The sequence below is a fragment of the Paraglaciecola sp. 20A4 genome (assembly GCF_011378905.1).
Lineage (GTDB): Bacteria > Pseudomonadota > Gammaproteobacteria > Enterobacterales > Alteromonadaceae > Paraglaciecola.
Map to the genome: position 1 here is coordinate 39,222 of NZ_WTPY01000021.1, position 20,756 is coordinate 59,977.

A 20,756-nucleotide genomic window follows, 5' to 3' on the forward strand; every position below is an offset into this window, starting at 1 on the left:
CAATTTAGCACCATAAGCAACGTGTGCTTTATGACTGGATATTTATAATTTTGCATTCGTTTCTAATTTTTATTGCGTTGCTGGCTGGCCAAAATACAACGGCACAAGCGACGATAATCTTGTTCGCTGACTCGATCTCGAAATACCCAGCACCAACGTGCCGATGAATCAGCCTTATACTGATGGCTCTGCAAGAAAGGGATAAGCTGGATCAATAACAAGCCACTAAGCATTTTGGATTGTTCACCGATCGACCAATTAGCGTCAAGCCGCTGATCAAGATAATTCCATTCACCTAAATAGCTAACCTGCACAATCATGTCTTTACTTTCTCGCTCGCGCCATAGCTTGAGAAAATAAATAGTTATTAACAGGATCGTAATACCTTGAAAAAATTTTTGATAGGCAAAAACGTTTGGTTGCCAAACGAACACACTGGCAACCAAGACACCATATGCAACGCAGAACAATTTGCTCTGTAATCGCGAAGGGCTTATTTCAATTCTATACTTTGACACGACTAAGAATGTGATCGATCAAGCGCTTATAATCAGCATTATCGCAGGGCTGATGCCCCATTAACCAGGCGTATAAGTCTGGATCATCAGAGGTTAGCAGACTCTCAAAAATAACTTTATCTGCTTCAGTTAAGTCATTAAAACCTTCGTCAACGAATGGCATAAAGATAACATCTAATTCTAACATTCCGCGCCGACAAGCCCATTTCAAGCGCGCATATCTTTGTTTGGTAAACATGGATCGTCCTATTATGAGAATTCATCATCAGTTTACCATAAATTTATCACTAGACACCTTATACGTAGAGGGCATAGTACGATTGTTTTCTTGATAATTACCCTTGCTTATTAATAGTTAAGCCACATATTATTGAACAATTAAGCTTTGTAAAAGAGATGAGAACTTGTGATAAATCCTATCGATTCTGCGGATAATATCCCCGCTGATTTTATTTGCCGATTAGATGACTTGAACGTCTTAAACGTAACCGGCGAAGAGCGCATTAAGTACTTACAAGGCCAAGTGACTGCTGATATGACAAAGCTCACTGCTCACGAAGGCCTACTAGGATGCCACTGTGACTTCAAAGGTAAAGCATGGAATATATTTTATGCCCTAGAACATAAAGATTCAGTGTTGTTAATCAGCAATAAAGAAAGTGCTGCTACATCACTACCTGAGCTTAAAAAATACGGAGTGTTTGCTAAAGTAGATTTTTCACAAGACACTCAGCAGTGGGTATGTTTTGGTGGGCAAGGACCCCAGTTAGAAACCCTTATCAGTGAATTGTTTGCCGATGTACCATTTGAACACCTACAAACGTTTAGTAATGAGAACGGTGTGGTCATGGCGTTAAGTTCCCCTGGGCCAAGGTTTATGCTAGTTCTAACGGCAAAGGGGAAAGAGAAACTCACTGCGCACCCAAACTTACCTTTATCAAGCAATGTGTTATGGGAATTACTCGATATTCAAGCTGGGATAGCGCAACTCAATACCACTACCAGCAATGAATTTGTGCCACAGATGATGAACCTTCAAGCGATTGATGGCATTAACTTCAGTAAAGGTTGCTACATGGGGCAAGAAGTTGTCGCACGGACTAAGTTTTTGGGAAAGAACAAGCGTGCAGCTTTTATACTTAAAGCACCTCACGGTATGGATGTTACCCCTGGCGAGATCCTTGAAGCACCTGCTGGCGAAAATTGGCGAAGGGGCGGTACTGTTTTGCGTGCAGCGACCTTAAGTAAAGAAACGTGGTTACTAGCGGTAGTGGCAAACGACACAGAAATTGGCTCATCAATGCGCTTGAAAGAACAACCGGAAACTGTTTTTACCGTGCAATCACTGCCATATTCATTAGAATAATGCGCCAATACTAAATTTTAATCGGCGAGTATTTCATGTACTCGCCACCAATCATTATGGATACCTTATGAATATAACCACCAATACAGTCGTTACCATGCATTTCACCGTAAGTGCCCCTGACGGCACACAAATTGACTCGTCAAAAGAAGCTGAGCCGATGGTATTTTTGCAAGGTAGTCACTACCTAATCCAAGGATTAGAAGATCACTTGGAAGGCAAACAGGTTGGTGAGAAATTTATTATCGATGTTGAACCAGAGCAAGCATATGGAGAGCGCCTTGATACATTGGTACAAGAGGTACCACGCTCAATGTTCGAAGGTATGGAAATTGAGCCTGGCATGACTTTTAGAGCAACTACTGATGAAGGTGAGCAGTCGGTAATGATTCTAGACGTTGATGATGAGATCGTTGTGGTTGATGGTAACCACCCTTTATCAGGTTTGACATTAACATTTGATGTAGAAATATTAGAAGTACGTGAAGCGACAGAAGAAGAAATATCCCACGGTCACCCTCACTCAGGCGAAGGATGTGGTCACACCCATTAACACTTTTGGGCCAAATGACTTAAATAAGAATAACGTATTTATTACCCATCCATAAAAAAACGAGGTCAAATGGCCTCGTTTTTTTATTATTATTTCAGAGCGTTAAACTGCGTCCTCGTTTTCCTCACCTGTTCGAATACGAATAACTCGTTCAACTTCGTAGACAAAAATCTTCCCATCACCGATTTTCCCAGTTTGGGCGGTTTTCATAATCGCTTCAATTGCTAACTCTACTTGGTTATCCGGTAGCACGACTTCGAGCTTCATTTTAGGCAGGAAGTCTACGTTATATTCAGCCCCACGGTATAACTCGGTATGGCCCTTTTGACGCCCGAAGCCTTTTACTTCGGTTACCGTCATACCACTAACACCCACTTCTGCAAGTGCTTCACGCACATCATCCATTTTAAACGGCTTTATAATCGCTTCGATTTTCTTCACTTTATTATTCTCCAGATGGTGTGCTTAATCATATATTGTTGGAATGGGTATACGTTTATGTTGCGTCTTTTTGTAAATTTCCAATAGGCGCTCCGTTACTTGTTGTGACACCGGCTTTCCTTCGAGAAAATCGTCGATATCATCATAACTCATCCCGAGCGCTTGCTCGTCCGATTTCTGTGGACTCAAACTTTCTAAATCAGCAGTAGGCGGTTTATTTACCACATTGTCAGGCGCACCAAGATAGCTAGCAACTTGTCGAACTTGACGTTTATTCAGTCCAAAAAGCGGCGCTAAATCGCAAGCTCCATCTCCGTACTTAGTATAAAAACCAGTAATATTTTCCGCAGAATGATCCGTGCCCAGCACTAAACCGTCTAACATACCCGCGATTTCATATTGAACAATCATTCGTGTTCTTGCTTTAACATTACCTTTGACAAAATCACACTTATTGTCATTCGTGGGCAGCAATCCAGCAGCCTGTAACGCTTGAGTGGTTTGATGATCAATTGCATCGGCCCCAGGTTGAATATTTACCGAAAGTGACTGGGTAGGTTGAATAAAATCAATCGACAATTGAGCATCTACTTCATCTGCCTGTACGTTATAGGGCAAACGCACTGCCACAAATTGATATTCCTTATTCGGCTGCGTGTTCAATTGATTAACTGCAATCTGCGCCAACCTACCAAGCGTGCATGAATCTATCCCCCCACTGATCCCAAGCACTAATGTTTTCAATCCTGAAGCAATCAAATGGCTCTTAATAAAGTCCACTCGTCTCGCTATTTCAAACTCAACATCTATTTGCGGTTTCACACGCATCTCGTCAATAACCGCTTGCTTGTGCATTTTTTTCTCGCTCTGCTGATAAACTTGATATTAATGATGACTAATTAGTAAACCAATTCCGATATAGCCAGAACGACTCAAGGTTGAACATCGATCTCAATGCCACTGCCTTCTAAAACATACAAGGCCTCAAACGGCGATAATGGATGATGTCCTACTAAGCCGCTATTTGAACTACTCATTAAAGCATGTACCCTACTTCGACCTGCTATTAACGTCTCTATAAGCCCTCTTTGGTAGCTAGCATAATAATCTTGGTCAACATTCTCAACCGTTTGTATCGCCTGTTGAAGGATATTTACAATTTGGTCATCACTTGAATGCCAATTCGCCAATAACGTTACGTTAATATCATAAAATGGTGTTAGTGCTAACCAACGTTCATCTCCATCGACCATAAGTTCATTTAGATAAGCTTTGTCCTCATGATACAGCCGTTCCACATACAGAGCGTAAGCGGCTAATTGAAAACGCCCTAGAGGTAAATTAATATCTCGGCCATCCAGTCCTGCTGTTGCGGTACTGTTTTGAATATGTGCTTTTAATCTTTGTCTAATAAAATCAGTGTAGGCATTTCGATTATTTTCAAGGCTTAGATGACGAACATCGAACTCGGTTATGGCTAAAAGCTCCCAGTCGGGCACAAGATGGTAAAAGCCGTCTATCCGCTTAAAACGACATACCTCCTGATACGCATCACCCCTAAATTGGGCTTCTTGAAAACTATTATCCCCCAATCTATTATAATGCCGATGCCTTAAACCATCTTCTAAACGATAGTAATTTTGGGTATCGACCATATCACTTGTATCATGATGATCGTTACAGCACTGTTCACAACGCGTATGTTGGTCATCTGCGGCTATTCCTCGCGCTTTTACGATATCTTGCCCCAATTGGGTCACTAACGTTGAGCCTTCTATCCTTGTAATCGATGGCGTCTTTCCTCGACCATTTTCAGCTAAGCGGCAGTCGCAACTTATCATCTGCTGCATTTCTATATGTTCTGCTTCGTATTCAGGTAATACTGGCTTTAACTTTGTTTGCGATATTTCGACTACTTTATTGCTGTCCAAAACCTCAATTGAGGGCGCTATCCCTTGCACAGCTTGAGTCAGGCTTAATCTGTGCATTGGGCTTAAGTTATCTATAGGAAGCTGACGCATAACCCGCAAAGGTAAAACATTGCCCAAAACTGTATTTCGCACTTGTGCGCTGCGGGTAAAAGGCACCGGCGTTAACTCACTATTTAACGTAACGTTAAGCAACTCATCGAATTGGTCTCGCCAACTTACAACAATTTGCAACGCTTTTTTAGGGGCGATAACCGGCAATGTTGCTGGCAAGTTGACATCATCATCCGGTAACCAACTATCAGCGACGTCATCGTTATCGGTGTCGACAAAATACATATTCTTTACGCGCCAATGTAAATCAAATGGTGTCATTTGAGACTCTGATTGCCACAATTTTAATAACACTTCGCCTGCAGCTATTTCGCCTCCTGTATCAGAACTAATATTTTGGTAACTGGTTTGCCCCATACTGGGCTGCAGCATACTAAAACTTTGCAAATCATCCAGCTTGCTAGCAGCTAATGAAAGCGCCTGCTGTCGTAGGTTAAGGGTATGATCCAGTTTGATATAATGTGATTGAAGGCGCACATATCCTACTATGCCAAACAACATAATAGCGGTTGCAATTAAGACCTCTAGTAAACTGAATCCTGACTGAGCTTTCATCAAAAATCTCGCCAACTACCACTGACTCGACTCAGTCGTTGCATATCTGCGTCTTGCTGCAGCTTATCTAATACAGACTTGTTATAGCGAATAGCAAATTGACTCACTGACTCATTTATTGGCGAAAGTAAGATCAACGAGCCAGTTAGCTGTGAATTAACAGCCATCGCAATACGCTTAGGTACAGAAGGAAAAGTCGTGCTTAGTTGTATTACGACGCCAAAGATGTGACTGTCGCTAGGCATTAATAATGCGGAATCAACTAAAATTAAAATAACAGGCGTACTCTCGCTCCCAATACGTTGATTGACCTCCAATGCACACTCCCCTTCAATCCAAATGACTCGATTGGCGCCGAGCGTTGCTGCGCCGCAGTCTTGTTCAATAATTGAAGCCTCGCTTTTTAGAAGGCGCCAATCAAATTCGCGGATATGGAAAAAGTAATCAAGCACATCGACGGGAAACTGTTCATGGTTTTGTAAAACGTCATCACCAGCGTTGGAACGATTGGAATACACATCTCTCGCACATCGATTTTCATCAAAAGACTGCAGTGCACATGTGCGACTGTTTAATCCTAACGGGGCAATATCCTCATCAGCCCAAAGAGAAACAGGTACACCGTTACCTCCTCCATTAGGATTCGCTCCTAATAAAAATGTCACAGCGGACGATAGCGGTACAGAACTAATCAGAGGTGCCTTTGGAACAATATTCAGCAATGGGAAGCGCAGTACTTGCTCTCTCACGCTTTGGCTGCCTAGTTCATCAGAGGAGAAACCCATCGATTGAATTTCAGCCCAACTTACATTAACCCCATTGCGTTGTACTTGCTCAAAATCAGCGTGTACTACCGCTCGGCTATTGCCATTCAACATAACCGTGTGCACTTGCCCTTGCCAATTTGGTTCAGCTCGCATGCGGCTTATACCGTGAGCCAACCCACCCTCTGCCGCTGCACCTGCTAATGCCTGATTCTGACTGTTGAGTAAAATTTTGTGTTCGAGAGATTTAACGCGTCCAGTGTGAACGGTTGCAAGACTGGCAATAATTAATAACAGGGATACGGTTACGAGCATAATTGCCCCTTGTTGCTTGACAATTCTATTGTGCATGGTTATTTACCGTAAACTTTAGCGTGCTCTGGCGTGAAACCTCAGGTTGATTCTTTAAGTTGGCGATAATATTTATTTCAATTTGCGTTAACACGCGCTCGCCAAGTGCTAACGGGTTTATAGTAAAATATAGGCGGGTGACTTCCACCACATTCGGGTCCGTTAAATCATGCCATCCCCCTTCATCACATCCCGCACCAGCCATACGCATCTCTATTGCTTTATCACGTAAACGGTAACCGTAATTTTCGTTGCTATTTTGGGTATCAAGTACACCATTTGCGTTACGATCGTAGGCAAATAGAATACAACTTTGCGCTATTTCATCAGAATACCTTCCCACAAGAAGAGAGTTAGCAAAGGGATGTGCTGCAGCTACAGGAGCTGTAATCTGCAATGACGCATGGCCGTTATAGCCTGCTCTAGCAATATCACGGGCCATAAGATGGCTAACCACAGTAAATTCTTCATTTAGCCGGGAAGACGTTAATAAATTTGCGTCCATACCTAGCCCAAAGCCAATAAACGCTGAAAATGCCGTTAATGCAGATACACCCAACGACATCGCAATCATTAGTTCTAGTAACGAACTACCTAGCTGGTTTATGCGCATTTTCAACATTGCGCATACGCCTGCATTTCGCCAGCTTGAACACATAAACGCACTCTTCCCATGTTGCTGACAATCAACTTGAGTTCGTCCACGCCACTAGTAAATACGAGCGATCCAGAATTTCCCATAGCTAGGCCTCGTGCTCCGTCAAATACAGCGCTCTCATTTTCACCGAAACGTAATTGAGATAGTCTAACGACCGAGAAATCTGTGTGTTGGATGCGAGCTCCCACACCGAATAATGTACAGCTGTCTTCGATTTGACAGTCACAAGGCGCAGATGTATTTATTCCTAAGCACCAGGATTGTGAGCTATTAATACTCACGAACATATTTTGTCCTGAGGCAATCGCACTTGCGCGAGCATGTTGTAATAAAAAATAGCTAGCTTGAGCAGCCTGCTTTAGATGTAACTGTTGCTTTGAACCTAGCATTGAAGGCACACCGGTTGCCATAAGGATCATGCTAATGGATATAACCACCATCAGCTCTAACAATGACATTCCCTGATAAAGTTTCATGACAATCCATGTGCTTAAAATTTGTTAAAAGATAAAGAGTTACGCGAGAATTTAAGCGAAGTGCAATGTATTCAACGTATGCTTATATCGATGATTACATAATGCTATGACTGCATTTTGCGTGGCGGAAAATAGTGTTTACGTTTATAAATATAGTCAAGTTTGAGAAAATTATTACACATAATACAAACTCTCAGTGAAGAGAACGCGTTCAAAAGGAGAGGTCATGCAACCACCCTACATTTTATATCGTCCTCATGGATTTTCATTATTAGAGCTTATGATAGTGATCGCCATTGCAGGAATGTTGTTATTAGTCGCCTTGCCAAGCTACCAACGTCATATCACTCATAGTCATCGTTTTGACGCGCAAACCGCTTTGTTAAAATGGCAAATACAGCAAGAACGCTACCGCTTATCACATAGCACCTATGCCAGTAACGCAGTCCTGCCTGCACCAGTAAGTAATTTTTATGATTACAGCGTGTCAGATATTTCAGCCACGACTTTCACACTGCAAGCTCAAGCGACAGGTCGCCAAGAAGGTGATAGCGGCTGCACTGAACTGAGTCTCGACCAATCGATGGCTCAACAACCGCAAGGTTGTTGGCCTCGATAAATAACCTTAGGCGCACTTAACGAAAGAAATATAACGTTTTAAGGAGGAAGAATGCCCTTAACACTCATCTGATTCATACCTTAGGCGATTAGCACATACGTTATGTGAGCTATTTCAGCGATAAACTAGCAAGATGAAAAATGCTAATCGGTACAAAATGAAACAAGAATTTACTCAACAGGGCGTGACGCTTATTGAATTAATGGTCAGCCTCAGTATTGCTATTGCCCTAGCCGCAAGTGTGGCCCCTAGTATCCAAGCAACTATTTCACAAAATGCGATCGCTGCGCAAATGAATCAGATCAGTGCTTTAGCGCAATTTGCTCGTAGTTATGCGATTGATAATCAAAGTGAAACAACCTTTTGTGCCAGTTCTGATTATTTAGCATGTTCTAATGATTGGAATCAGGCAAAAATAGTATTTGTCGATATTAATGGAGATCAGCAACGCAATGCCGACGAGCCACTGCTGGCGTCAATCGGTATAGAAAAAAGTAGCCATGACGTACAGGGTCCGCAGGTTTCAATTCGTTTTTTAGCCAATGGAGGCGCCAATAACAATGCTGACATTTTGTTCTGCGGTAATGAGGCATCTTCGTACCGAGCTTTGATAATTAGCCTGCAAGGTCGAGTCAAAATCAGCCAAGACATTGATAACAATAGCTTTCACGAAGATAGAAATGGCGATGCGCTGAGCTGCTCTTAGGAGTTGTAGTCACATTAAATCAAAGTCGTTGTAAAGTAGTCGCAATGCTCAGCAGCGCCAACAGAACTCACCTGGGGATAGACTGCCATCAGCATTTTGATCCCACGCCTTACGTCCGTCACTGTAGTAATAGAGAGCGCCCTGACTTTCGAGCACAGGCTGTGCTTTGATTCGATAAGCTGTCCCTCCTAAAGAGAGTGAATCAATCGTCAGGTTATATGCTTTGCTGCCGGCTGGCTCACTCGATGGTGAATGGTTAGCGAATACAGCAGGCGAACCAGTATCATTAGCATTGATACCCGCCCCAGCGTAGCTAAAGTTGGCCAATTTATGCCGTTCAAACTGCGCTGCAAAGGCCATTAGATCAGATTGCGCAACACTGCGCTTGCTGTCTACTAAATAGCTCTGGTAACTTGGATACGCGATCATGCTAACGATCCCGACTATAGCGACGGCAATCATCAGCTCCATTAACGAAAAACCGCTACAGGTACGCGGCTCAAACTGATGTTTGAAATGTCTCTTATTCATCTTCTTGCCTTTCAGTTTCAGTTTTCCAAGTACTTTTTTGGATCCGCTCAAAACGGCCGTAAATATTTTGTGCAAGGCACCCCAGCGCTGATGTACACGCCATTTCATTTCCCTGCTCGTCCACTTTGATTACAGCCGACGCACATTCTGTACCTAAGCACACAACTGGTTGCAGAATATCTTCAATCAAGATCTTAGTATCTGGGGCGATACCTGTTTGCTTCAGGTCTGCATATCGATCTTGATGGGTCGTTTGATCATCATTATTTGAATCAACCACCGCATTACCATTAACCAATGTCACTAAGTACGCTCGGCTATTACCACTTGGCGGTGCGCACAGACTGTCGTTGGCGGTTGCAGGTAGATATGTGGTAAAAAACACCTGATAATTCAATATTAAAGGAGATGCCAAGACCTTCTCTCCACCACTGCCAAGATCCACCAACCATCCGGCTTGACTGGCAAAAAGTTCTGCTTGGGCTGCTTTCACTGTCTCATCAGTTGACGTAAGTAAATGATCGCTAGCATCGTACAAACTGCTTCGCGTAAAGGCACTTTCAGGTAAAACATATTCCCCCTGTTCATCAACCGTAAAAATACCGAAGTCTTTAAGCATAAAAAAACTGTCTTGGATCTGCGAATTCAAAGGGTGTGCTCGATATCCAGAACCTATTGCCACCGCATAAAAGTTGTTCTCCGTATTGCTTATCTGCGCAACATCGGGCGCGTAATAAAAGCGACGATTGTCTTGTGCTAGGTCGCCGCCAAAATCGGCAAGTAATCCTCCGCTAACCAGCTCACTTCGTTCCGCGCCGTTATGTATATCAAGTCGAAACAGTTGGCCGCCAAGATCCCCCACATACATATGATCGGCCAACCCGTCGTTATCTCTGTCTATCACCGAAATACGCGCAGGGATACTGTATTGCATATTACTTAACAGCAAATCTGCCTCGCTATTGCTAGCTGACCATATTAAGTCACCGTTATCCGCGTCTACGATGAAAACAGCATTACCTACATTGTCTGCGCTGCGCGCGATTTTATTATCTTGTTCAACATCATAACCCCCACCGAAAATCAGCACGTTGCGTACTATTTCTCCGAGTTTTATTTTAGTCACTGTCGGTCTAGACCAAGACTGACCAAGCTTTTCAAATCCGCTGCTGCCACCAATAATTTGATCCACCAAGATTGGGTTTGTTTTACTCGTAATATCAAATATGTAGTAATTTCTGCCACCTCTTCTCATGCCTACATACAGGTAGATTTTTTCATCAAAATAACGTAGAACCAAATCACCATCTAAACCATAAATATGGTTTGACGTGGTGTTCTCTCGATAGAACTCATGTAAATTAGTCAGTAGCGCTTGAGGAATGACGGCAAAATTTTCACTGCCGGTTTGCGCATCAAATGAATGTAAAAAACCTTGGTTTGTCGCCACAAAAACAGCGCTATCCGATGCAGAATAATTAACGATCACTGGCTGGGAATGAATAGGGTCCCCCATTTGCAAGCGCACATCGGCGGTATCGCCATCACCATCGTCATCTTTTAAATCTACACCTCTGACCCATTTAAGAAGATTACTACGCACCGTACTGACATCGTCAAGCATATCAATGCCTAAGGCTTGAGCAGTGATATTACTGTTATTTTCATGAACTCGGTTGTCGGTATTTGCTATTGCCCCTGAAGTAGTAAAAGTAAACACGTTACGCGACAGACTCATTTTGCTCGCTGACCCGCCCTGACGCACATCATTACCATCGGTCAGTACAGACCAATAACTATGTGCCTGCTCTGAGAAAAAACCATTACCATCATCTATTGCAGAAAGGCCATTCTTATCAAGAATAGTGTCTCCATCAATCTTATATTTTTTCAGGTTGCCGGGCCAGTTACTCCCTTCAGAAGGTTTGAACAATGCAAAATACAGTTCATCTTTATGCGTCAATCGGTTTAATTGATTCACGGCCACGCCGGGGGAAACAAATGTAGCGTTAACGTCTTTCACCGTTTTCAAAATAGACTGAAATGCACCGAGTAATTCGTTGCTGTCATCCGCTTGGTAGAATCCTCCGCCGCCTTGCAACGCCATTTGATTTAAAAAGCTATTCGCTTGAACATTTGCGGCAAAGCCAATCGTATGCGTAATAATCCGGCTGCCAATCGCTGACTCTTCAGAATCAGCTACATTTCTGACAAGACTCAATCCGCATTTTTCGCCACCACTTCCTGTGCAGGTTGTATTTAACAGAGTCTCGATTTGATCAACACTGTGGTTATTATTGGCTTCACCATCAGAGAGCAAAACGATGTGGTTATTGACCTGACATTGGCGGTCAGTAACAGGTGATATATAACTCGCCCCTTGCGGAATTTGTTGCGTGATACAATTTGAAGAGTTTAAATTGTCTTCCTCACAACCTGAAGGCAAAGAGACGTCTTGCCCTACGTATGACAAACGATGGCTAACCCGAGTATTACGGCGCACGGTATTGGAAACAGAACTATTACCACGGGTTAAACCATAATCAACGCCCAAACCACCGTAATACAACACCCCTTCATATAATGTATCAACAATAGGCGTGTAACCACTTGCACTTAATTCATCTACTTTGCTAACAAGATGTTCGCGCACGGTAGAGGTTTGACCCGGTGTCGCTTGGCCTTGAAATTCAACCACCAACTTTACAGCACCAGATGGTCGTTCTGAGTACGTATAAGTGCCGCGATATTGACTGAAGTCTGACAAAATAAACATCATGTCATTACCTGACTGCCAATCCCCCCGATTAACCAGTTGATTTACGATGTTCGCCACCGACGGACTTTGGTAATTTCGATTTCGATACCAGCGCGGTATTCCACTCCAAGTTATAGCCGCGGTCTTAGATTTGTTTTTTAGCAAATAGCGGGGATAATTTCTGAAACTACTAGGATCTGCCTCATTCGCCGCTTGAATGGTCATTGCGGCATTATTATTTTCACTGTTTTGATAGGCGGTAAATTCGAGATAAGCGTTACTGACTACTGCGCCTTGAGGCAAGGCAATATTGCGAAATCGTAAGCCCACATAATCGTTACTGTTGGGATAGAACGACAGTTCGCTTCCTGTGGACTGATAACCATTTTCACGTTCTTCGGCATTATTAGACTGACTATCAATTTGATATGTTAAATCACCAGTAATACACCCAGTGGCAGTTGTTTCGTCATAGACCACAATTAACTGGGGCGATAATCCCCCCCCTTGCTCAAAACTGTCTGCGACTCGATTACTTTGCGTACTCAAGCCTTGTGTCGTCAATATAATGTTGAGATCATTCCCCCCACACCAATCGGCTTGGTCAACCACCTCTTGAATGACCGAGCTTATATCAGTAGAGGCAACCGTATCACCAACCGATGGCCAATCATTATCTTGCTCCCATATAACCTGGTTAGAAGTAGTAACACGATGACTAATATTCTGCTGAGTGTTATTGAAGGTTGTCGCATCCGGAGTCCGTTCAGCCCCTATCTGAATACGTGTGGCTGACGCATCATAACCCAGCGAACTAAACCGTAGGTACGCGCTAGTCACAGTAGCCCCCTGGGGAATATGCAAAGCTTGATACCGCAACCCCATATAAATTTGTTCGCTACCTAATGACAAGGGCAACATACTTTCTGACACGCTCACCGAGCCAGAACGCTCGACCGCGTCATCGGAGCCTTGCACAATGGGCGTAATAAGTTCCGGTGAAACAGTGTCATCGATAGGGCGCACTGGATATAATATCGGGCCGCCATAGTCTGAAAAACGCATCAAGCCCGCATTGACGTTTGTTACTGACCGCAAGGTTTCTTTTAAGGCATTTTGTACCCGCAGCATACGTGATTCGTTGGTATCATCAGTAGCGGTCATACTCCCGGATGTATCCATAATAAACAGTACGTTAGGATCGTATTTTACTTGTTCAGTACTGGCGCCGAAGTAAATTTCTAAATCATCTGCCAATACCCGCAAAGGTAAACTTAAGCAAAATAGTAGGAATAACAGCTTAAATTTCATCTCGCCCCTCCTATTATTGTGATGCTGGTGCAAGTACGGCGGCTGTAAGACTATTCGCCACAATAGCGCGACTACCTTGCATCTGGCCGCACCCTTTAACGATAAAAATATGGCAAGTAATGTGACTACCACTGATCACGTTACTTGAGCCTAAACACGCCTGCTCTCGAACATAAGCTGTGCGAGACCAACTATCAATCGGCGGACTCGTATCGTAATGCCCCTCAGCTTGATGCTGCGTACCTGGTATAAGACCGCTACTCGTAACGCGTCTGTTAGTCCAACTTTCATCGTCTTGGCATCGCAGGGTTTGATTCTGAATATCTAATGCTGCCTTTTGACGGGCCTGTGACAAAGGATCAGTCATGGCGATATCGCTTATCACTGTACTATCTTCTGATTCAAAAACGACTCCTGCTATTGCCGCTTCTGCGGCGTCAAAGGCGAGTGTTTGAGTTTGTAATGAAACCGCCATCTTATTTTGTAATAGTCCACTTGATACAGATGCAATCCCTAGCACCGTCAAGCTAACAAGTACTAAAAGGGCAAAAACCATGACCAACCCGCCTTGCTTGGTTAGCCCCGCAGGATTTTTATTAAAATACACCTTGCTCATAACTTTCTATTTCGCATAGTGTTTTTCATATTGCGCAAGGTTATTGTGGTTTCAAACGATTTAAACAATCCGTTACCAATGGGGGTGACAGCTGCTTCATTTAATAATCTATGTGCGCGATTCGTGGTCAACTTTACTTGACCATCTCCGCGTAATAGTAATGCAAATCGAAGTGCAACCACTTGACTGCCGTTGGTTAAAAATACGCCCAACTCATCAGCTCGAACATAGCGTACTGGTCTGCCTGAGTTGTTCGCTAATAAAGGACTTGTGATGCCGTACAATGCCTGGAAGCTATAAACATCATCCAGAATAATCTCAGCGTTATTATCGATAAGATCGTTGCTCGGTAATTTACCCCTTAGTACACGCCCATCAAAGCCTCGACAACGTAGTGCATTATTTTGCACAAAATAATGATTCACCACGTAAAACTCATCCCCTTGGGCGTAGCCTAAATGATTGCCGCGACAATCAGCACTCGCTTGCAAACCCACAACAAGAGAATCATTAGCGCCTGCAATACCTTGGGATGTGCCCAATTCAGGCATAGAGATAAAATCGCCGGCTAATACGATAGGATGATTTCGTACAAAGCTAGCCTCTTCAACCACATCAACGGCGGTATTTAGCTTAGGCTCAAGTAAATCATAACGTCCAGTCATCAATGTATCTTGGCGCAGTCGACTAATAGCGAAACGACCGTTCTCTTGTACCGATGTGACGGCTTGATTTATTCCTTGAGTAACCCGTGAGCTGACCATCACCTGGATAACGGCACCAGATATCACTAGCCCTAACGCTAATGCGATCATCAACTCAATTAACGTAAAGCCAGACTGATATTGGCACTGTGATTGGCTAGACGCATGAGTCACGATCACAAGGTTAAGTCCAGTGTCACGCAATCATGTGGAGTATCTTTGTTGGCGTTGCATTCAGTATTAAGGACTCGCTGTTGGTTTTGCCAATTTACAACTGGCCAAGCCACCATAATTTGCTGTCTAGAACCTGCGCTGCAGCTGTCCCCATCAAGTAAGTTATTGTCATCGCAGGTTAATGAGATCGATAGATTGGGCGCTGCAGAAGTTACTGCGCAAGATACTTCGTAGCCATCAAATAGTGCAAACTGTGTTGCCGTACATTGATTTTGTTGGCAATTTGGAATGCTGGCAGGCATTGCTAGGCAAAAACACGCATGCGGTAACGCTCCCGAATCACAAGTCAAGGTGGCAAAATTGTAAACGTCATCGATAAAATATTGATTATCTACCACTAAGCCTGTCCCATTTAGAGAGGGAGCGGCAACGGCGCGCAAGCGCTCACTGAATTGCTGAACAACTTGTACCGCTTGGCTACGATGCAGTGCATCGGCATTAGAAAACGCACTAACAAACTGCAGGGACGCGACGCCCAACAAACCTACAGATAAGATAAAGAGTGTCACTAAAATCTCGACCATACCCACACCTTGCATATGCTGCAATGAAGGCAATGTCGGTCTCAAATTAAAATGCAGGATGTCAGATTCGATAGCAGCTCGCCACTGGCGTATTGGTCATGCTGAAGCTTAGCGCACTAATACGCAACTTTGGTTATCGACTTTAGGCTAAAGGTATAAATGCACGGGGCTAACGTGATACTAAAATGAGAGATGTGAATGACTGAGACATAACGACGCTAACGAAGAATTAGACTCTCTTCATTAGCGTGCATAATTTACGAGGTTAGCTAACTTGTTTTACCCGTAGCTCTTTAGGGACCGCAAACTCAATATTTTCTGGACGTCCTGCGCGCTCATGAGCATCTGTTGCTCCCCAAAGCTTCAAGCGTTCAACCACACCTTGCACCAACACTTCAGGTGCAGATGCTCCTGCAGTCACACCAATATTCTTCGCCTCGTTCAACCATTCTTTTTGAATACAATCAGCATCGGCAATTAGGTGAGCTTTAGCACCAATTTTCTGCGCTAGCTCACGTAATCGGTTTGAGTTTGAACTATTTTGTGCCCCAACCACTAGCAGCACATCGCAATCAGCTGCAAGCTCGCGAACCGAATCTTGACGGTTTTGTGTGGCATAACAGATATCATCTTTACGCGGGCCTTGAATAGCCGGAAATTTAGCCCTCAGTGCATCAATAACATCGGCAGTGTCATCCACCGACAAGGTCGTCTGGCTGCAGTAATATAAGGCTGTGGCGTTTTTCACCACCAAACTTGCAACATCATCTACTGATTCAACAAGATAAATTCCGCCATTAGGATTGTCATATTGGCCCATCGTACCCTCGACTTCAGGGTGACCTTGGTGACCAATCAGCACGCATTCCGTCCCCTTTGAACTAGCACGCATAACTTCCATATGTACTTTGGTGACTAATGGGCAAGTGGCATCAAACACCTTTAAACCACGTGCGCTAGCTTCATTACGTACCGCTTGAGATACACCATGAGCAGAGAAAATCACTATGCTATCGTCGGGCACCTCATTTAACTCATCAACAAATACAGCGCCGCGCTCTTTAAGACCATCAACTACAAATTTATTGTGTACCACTTCATGACGCACAAAAATGGGCGGTGAAAAAATTTCCAGAGCTCGCTCAACAATAGTGATGGCTCGGTCAACGCCAGCACAAAAGCCTCGAGGGTTAGCCAAATGAATTTGCATAATGTTTCCTAGTTTTTACTATGGTCAAAGATCAACGTGTTTTAGGTAATCAAGCGACCGAAATAATTTCCACGTCAAAGGTAATGGTTTGCCCAGCCAGCGGATGATTAAAATCAACCGTAACTGAAGCCCCTGCTACCGAACGAATAATACCAGGCAACTCACTACCATCTGGTTGAGAAAAGGTCATGATCATTCCCTCTTCTGCTGGCGTATCGCCATCGAATTTAGTGCGATCTAAATGATAGATATTATCCGGATTAGGAAAACCAAAAGCGTCCTCAGGTTCAAGTGTAAATGTTTTCTTGTCTCCGGCGACCAGCCCCAATAAACAGCCCTCAAAACCTGCCGTTAAATTACCGTCACCAATAACTAACTTAGCAGGTTTATTGTTTACCCGCGTACTATCGGCAGCAGAACCATCTGACAATTTCAAATCAAAGTGTAGTACCACTTCACTGTTGTCTGTTATGACCACAGATGAATCACTCATTTTCGTTACCCTTATTTTTGAACATATCTACCACTAATAACATTGCGCCTAAACATATCGCACTATCAGCGACATTAAACGCAGGCCAATACCAGTCTTCGTAGTAAAGAACCAAGAAATCAATGACGAAACCATGTAACAAACGATCAAAAACATTACCAAGCGCACCGCCGATGATCAAACAAAAAGCGACGGGCAATAATACTTGCTGACGCGTAGTTTCTTTCAACCACCATGTCACTAACCCGCACACGGCAATCGCGATACCTGTAAATAACCATCGCTGCCAACCACCAGCGTCACTTAGAAAGCTAAACGCCGCTCCGTAGTTATAAACGTGAGTCAAATTAAAGAACGAAGTGTACTGGATTGCCTGATAAGGCTCTAAATTCGCCACAATCCAATGTTTGGTTACCTGATCGATGATAAATACCACCACCGATAACCATATAAAGCGCAGGCCACTTTGTTTAAATAGATTAAGCATAAGCGCGCGTTTCACCTTCACCATCGACATTGGTCACGCAGCGTTTGCATAACTCAGGGTGGGTTTCATCAGAACCAACATCTTCACGATGATGCCAACAACGAGCACATTTTTTGCCCTCTGAGGCGCTAATATGCAACCATAAACCAGGTACTTCGGTTTCTGTTGCATCCGCAGGTTTGCTATCGACTTGCTCAACTGAAGCTGACGAGGTAATAAAAACAAATCGCGCTTCATCTTTTAATTTGGCCAGTAAGTTAGCCAGTTCTGCCGTCGCATAAATTTTGACTTCAGCTTCTAAAGAACCACCTATCGTTCCCTCTTTACGCGCTAGCTCTATAGTACGGTTAACTTCGTCTTTAACCGCTAAAACTTGCTGCCAGAAGGCATCACTAAACTCAGTGGTATCAGCCTGAGCGCTTAGCCCTGTATACCATGAACCAGTGAACACGAATTCATCTTCTTGCCATGGCATTTCCTGCCAAATCTCTTGAGCAGTAAAACTCGTTATAGGCGCCATCCAGCGAACGAGGGCTTCAACAATATGATACAAAGCTGATTGACAGGAACGACGCGCATGACTATCACTTTTAGCCGTGTACTGACGATCCTTGATGATATCAAGGTAGAAACTGCCCATTTCAATGGAACAAAACTGCATGAGTTTCTGCGTTACAACAAGCATGTCGTAGTCTTCATAAGCTTTTATTATTTCTGCTTGGATCGTATGTGCCCGACTCACCGCCCATTTGTCTAACTCAACCATGTCAGAAAACGGCACTAAATCTGTTTTAGGATCAAAGCCCGTTAAATTTGCTAGCAAGAAACGAGATGTGTTGCGTATCCGGCGATAAGCATCTGCGGAACGCTTAAGGATTTCATCAGATACTGCAATTTCACTTCGATAATCCGTTGATGCTACCCATAAACGTAAAATATCTGCGCCAAGCTTGTTAGTAACCTGTTGGGGTGCAACTGTATTACCCAAAGACTTGGACATCTTTTTGCCTTTACCATCAACGGTAAAACCGTGAGTAAGCACCTGTTTGTAAGGTGCATGACCTTTGGTGGCGACAGAGGTAATTAACGAAGACATAAACCAACCACGATGCTGATCTGAGCCTTCTAAGTATAAGTCTGCAGCAGCAGGAATATCATCTCGTTTATCAACCACAAAGTAGTGGCTAACGCCGGAGTCGAACCATACATCTAAGGTATCAAGTACTTTAACGAAGGTATCAGCATCATCGCCCAGCATCTCGTGGGTATCAATATCCCACCATGCTTGGATTCCTTTGCTTTCAACAAGCTTGGCAACTTGTTCAATAAGAACATTGGTATTCGGATGTAACTCGCCTGTGTCTTTGTGAACAAACAACGCAATCGGTACGCCCCAAGTACGCTGACGTGAAATACACCAATCAGGACGGCCTGCCACCATGCTTTCAATGCGGTTTTCGCCCCATTCAGGGATCCATTGTGTCTTGTGAATTTCTTCAATCGACGCTTTACGCAAGCCATTTTTGTCCATGCTGATAAACCATTGAGGCGTCGCGCGGAAAATTAACGGCGTTTTATGTCGCCAGCAATGAGGATAGCTATGACTATACTTATAATAATGTACCAACGCACCGCTCTCTCTGAGCACCTCAACGACATGGTCGTTGGCTTTAAATACATGCTCACCAGCAAATATTTCAGTGCCCTCTAAATACACACCATTAGCGCCAACAGGGTTAGCCACTTCAAGGTTATATTGACGACCCACATTAAAATCTTCGACGCCGTGCCCTGGTGCTGTATGCACACAACCAGTACCTGATTCAGTGGTCACATGATCACCTAGGATAAGCGGGACGCTAAAGTCATAAAACGGATGCTTTACTTGCATATTTTCAAGGGCTTGGCCTAACGTAACGCCTAGCACCTTACTGTTTTCAAAGCCAAAACGTTTAAGGCATTCTTCAAGCAAATCGGTCGCTATCACCAGGCGCTCAGAGCCGTTATCAGACTGAACTTGCACTAAACTGTATTCTAGTTCGGGATTCAAGGCTATTGCACGGTTTGCGGGTAGCGTCCACGGTGTCGTAGTCCAAATTACCACCGAAATAGTACCTTCACCCAAATCAGCGCCAATAGCATCAAATTTAGCGCTAAAGTTGGCTTCATCGGCAACATTAAAACGCACATCAATCGACGGTGATACTTTATCCTGATACTCCACTTCAGCTTCCGCTAAAGCTGAGCCGCAATCTGTACACCAATGAACGGGCTTAAAGCCTTTTTCGAGGTGACCAGAGCGTACGATATTACCTAACTCCCGAATGATGTTGGCTTCAGAACTGAAGTCCATGGTTTTGTAGGGATTATCCCACTCGCCCAATACACCAAGACGGATAAAGTCGGCCTTTTGACCAGCGATCTGCTTTTCCGCATATTCACGACATTTCTGTCTAAACTCGGCCGCAGTCACCTTCTTGCCTGGTTTACCAACTTTCTTTTCAACCATTAGTTCGATAGGCAAACCGTGACAATCCCAACCAGGGATATAGGGCGCATCAAAGTCAGATAATGTCTTTGACTTAACAATCACATCTTTAAGAATCTTATTCACTGCGTGGCCGATATGAATATCGCCATTTGCGTAGGGAGGGCCATCATGCAAGATAAAAGGTGTTTTGCCTTTTTTAGCGTCGCGGATCTTGTAATATAACGCTTTATTAGTCCAGTCTTGCAGCATTTTAGGCTCGCGCTGAGCTAAGTTCCCACGCATGGGGAACTCAGTCTCAGGCAAATTCAAAGTATGTTTATAATCACTCATTGATTGCTAAATCCAAAA

21 protein-coding genes are annotated in these 20,756 nt (G+C 43.7%); 4 read left to right on the forward strand and 17 right to left on the reverse strand.

What is annotated here, in order from left to right:
• Positions 1-62 precede the first annotated feature (62 nt).
• Together GQS54_RS16660 and GQS54_RS16665 are read right to left on the reverse strand one after the other, a co-directional pair.
• Positions 63-518 (reverse strand): protein YgfX, encoded by a 456-nt coding sequence (locus GQS54_RS16660; RefSeq protein ID WP_346766585.1) that lies wholly within the window; start codon positions 516-518, stop codon positions 63-65.
• A complete protein-coding gene (locus GQS54_RS16665; RefSeq protein WP_166425080.1) occupies positions 505-756 on the reverse strand; it encodes a succinate dehydrogenase assembly factor 2 in 252 nt (83 codons plus the stop codon). The genes GQS54_RS16660 and GQS54_RS16665 overlap by 14 nt, the downstream gene beginning before the upstream one ends.
• A 168-nt stretch (positions 757-924) precedes the next feature.
• Here GQS54_RS16665 and ygfZ point away from each other — a divergent pair, with 168 nt between their 5' ends.
• A complete protein-coding gene (gene ygfZ, locus GQS54_RS16670) occupies positions 925-1,884 on the forward strand; it encodes a tRNA-modifying protein YgfZ (RefSeq protein ID WP_166425081.1) in 960 nt (319 codons plus the stop codon).
• 67 nt (positions 1,885-1,951) lie between these two features.
• Entirely contained in the window at positions 1,952-2,437 is a 486-nt protein-coding gene (locus GQS54_RS16675) for a peptidylprolyl isomerase (RefSeq protein WP_166425082.1), read from the forward strand.
• Between the two features lie 102 nt (positions 2,438-2,539).
• On the opposite strand, the gene glnB is transcribed toward GQS54_RS16675, so the two are convergent.
• The 6 genes from glnB to GQS54_RS16705 form a co-directional block, all read right to left on the reverse strand.
• The gene (glnB, locus tag GQS54_RS16680) at positions 2,540-2,878 is read right to left on the reverse strand and encodes a nitrogen regulatory protein P-II (RefSeq protein ID WP_166425083.1); all 339 of its coding nucleotides are present in this window, start codon (positions 2,876-2,878) and stop codon (positions 2,540-2,542) included.
• A 24-nt stretch (positions 2,879-2,902) separates the two neighbouring features.
• On the reverse strand, positions 2,903-3,733 hold the full coding sequence (nadE, locus tag GQS54_RS16685; protein WP_166425084.1) for an ammonia-dependent NAD(+) synthetase: 831 nt from the start codon (positions 3,731-3,733) through the stop codon (positions 2,903-2,905).
• A gap of 77 nt (positions 3,734-3,810) precedes the next feature.
• Positions 3,811-5,475, reverse strand: coding sequence for a prepilin-type N-terminal cleavage/methylation domain-containing protein (locus GQS54_RS16690; RefSeq protein ID WP_166425085.1), 1,665 nt, complete (start codon positions 5,473-5,475; stop codon positions 3,811-3,813).
• Entirely contained in the window at positions 5,475-6,590 is a 1,116-nt protein-coding gene (locus GQS54_RS16695) for a hypothetical protein (protein ID WP_240919980.1), read from the reverse strand. The genes GQS54_RS16690 and GQS54_RS16695 overlap by 1 nt, the downstream gene beginning before the upstream one ends.
• A complete protein-coding gene (locus GQS54_RS16700) occupies positions 6,580-7,248 on the reverse strand; it encodes a prepilin cleavage protein (RefSeq protein ID WP_240919981.1) in 669 nt (222 codons plus the stop codon). The genes GQS54_RS16695 and GQS54_RS16700 overlap by 11 nt, the downstream gene beginning before the upstream one ends.
• Positions 7,206-7,724: a GspH/FimT family pseudopilin gene (locus tag GQS54_RS16705; protein WP_166425086.1), complete on the reverse strand. Its 519-nt coding sequence runs from the start codon at positions 7,722-7,724 to the stop codon at positions 7,206-7,208. Before GQS54_RS16705 ends, GQS54_RS16700 begins: the two co-directional genes overlap by 43 nt.
• Positions 7,725-7,950: 226 nt before the next feature.
• Here GQS54_RS16705 and GQS54_RS16710 point away from each other — a divergent pair, with 226 nt between their 5' ends.
• Together GQS54_RS16710 and GQS54_RS16715 are read left to right on the forward strand one after the other, a co-directional pair.
• On the forward strand, positions 7,951-8,343 hold the full coding sequence (locus GQS54_RS16710; RefSeq protein WP_166425087.1) for a type IV pilin protein: 393 nt from the start codon (positions 7,951-7,953) through the stop codon (positions 8,341-8,343).
• A 157-nt stretch (positions 8,344-8,500) separates the two neighbouring features.
• Entirely contained in the window at positions 8,501-9,049 is a 549-nt protein-coding gene (locus GQS54_RS16715) for a GspH/FimT family pseudopilin (protein ID WP_240919982.1), read from the forward strand.
• Positions 9,050-9,097: 48 nt separating this feature from the next.
• On the opposite strand, the gene GQS54_RS16720 is transcribed toward GQS54_RS16715, so the two are convergent.
• The 9 genes from GQS54_RS16720 to ileS form a co-directional block, all read right to left on the reverse strand.
• Positions 9,098-9,580, reverse strand: a complete 483-nt coding sequence (locus GQS54_RS16720; RefSeq protein WP_166425089.1) for a type IV pilin protein — start codon at positions 9,578-9,580, stop codon at positions 9,098-9,100.
• Positions 9,573-13,649 carry a PilC/PilY family type IV pilus protein gene (locus GQS54_RS16725; RefSeq protein WP_166425090.1) on the reverse strand — a complete coding sequence of 1,359 codons (4,077 nt, stop codon included), beginning with the start codon at positions 13,647-13,649 and terminating at the stop codon, positions 9,573-9,575. Before GQS54_RS16725 ends, GQS54_RS16720 begins: the two co-directional genes overlap by 8 nt.
• A gap of 13 nt (positions 13,650-13,662) precedes the next feature.
• The gene (locus GQS54_RS16730; protein ID WP_166425122.1) at positions 13,663-14,205 is read right to left on the reverse strand and encodes a PilX N-terminal domain-containing pilus assembly protein; all 543 of its coding nucleotides are present in this window, start codon (positions 14,203-14,205) and stop codon (positions 13,663-13,665) included.
• A 56-nt stretch (positions 14,206-14,261) separates the two neighbouring features.
• The gene (locus GQS54_RS16735) at positions 14,262-15,149 is read right to left on the reverse strand and encodes a PilW family protein (RefSeq protein ID WP_346766586.1); all 888 of its coding nucleotides are present in this window, start codon (positions 15,147-15,149) and stop codon (positions 14,262-14,264) included.
• On the reverse strand, positions 15,146-15,727 hold the full coding sequence (locus tag GQS54_RS16740; RefSeq protein WP_166425091.1) for a pilus assembly protein PilV: 582 nt from the start codon (positions 15,725-15,727) through the stop codon (positions 15,146-15,148). Before GQS54_RS16740 ends, GQS54_RS16735 begins: the two co-directional genes overlap by 4 nt.
• Before the next feature lie 265 nt (positions 15,728-15,992).
• Positions 15,993-16,937, reverse strand: a complete 945-nt coding sequence (gene ispH / locus GQS54_RS16745) for a 4-hydroxy-3-methylbut-2-enyl diphosphate reductase (protein ID WP_166425092.1) — start codon at positions 16,935-16,937, stop codon at positions 15,993-15,995.
• A gap of 49 nt (positions 16,938-16,986) precedes the next feature.
• Complete coding sequence (fkpB, locus tag GQS54_RS16750) at positions 16,987-17,430, reverse strand: FKBP-type peptidyl-prolyl cis-trans isomerase (RefSeq protein ID WP_166425093.1); 444 nt, start codon at positions 17,428-17,430, stop codon at positions 16,987-16,989.
• On the reverse strand, positions 17,423-17,917 hold the full coding sequence (gene lspA / locus GQS54_RS16755; protein WP_166425094.1) for a signal peptidase II: 495 nt from the start codon (positions 17,915-17,917) through the stop codon (positions 17,423-17,425). Before lspA ends, fkpB begins: the two co-directional genes overlap by 8 nt.
• Positions 17,910-20,738: an isoleucine--tRNA ligase gene (ileS, locus tag GQS54_RS16760; RefSeq protein ID WP_166425095.1), complete on the reverse strand. Its 2,829-nt coding sequence runs from the start codon at positions 20,736-20,738 to the stop codon at positions 17,910-17,912. The genes lspA and ileS overlap by 8 nt, the downstream gene beginning before the upstream one ends.
• Positions 20,739-20,756 lie beyond the last annotated feature (18 nt).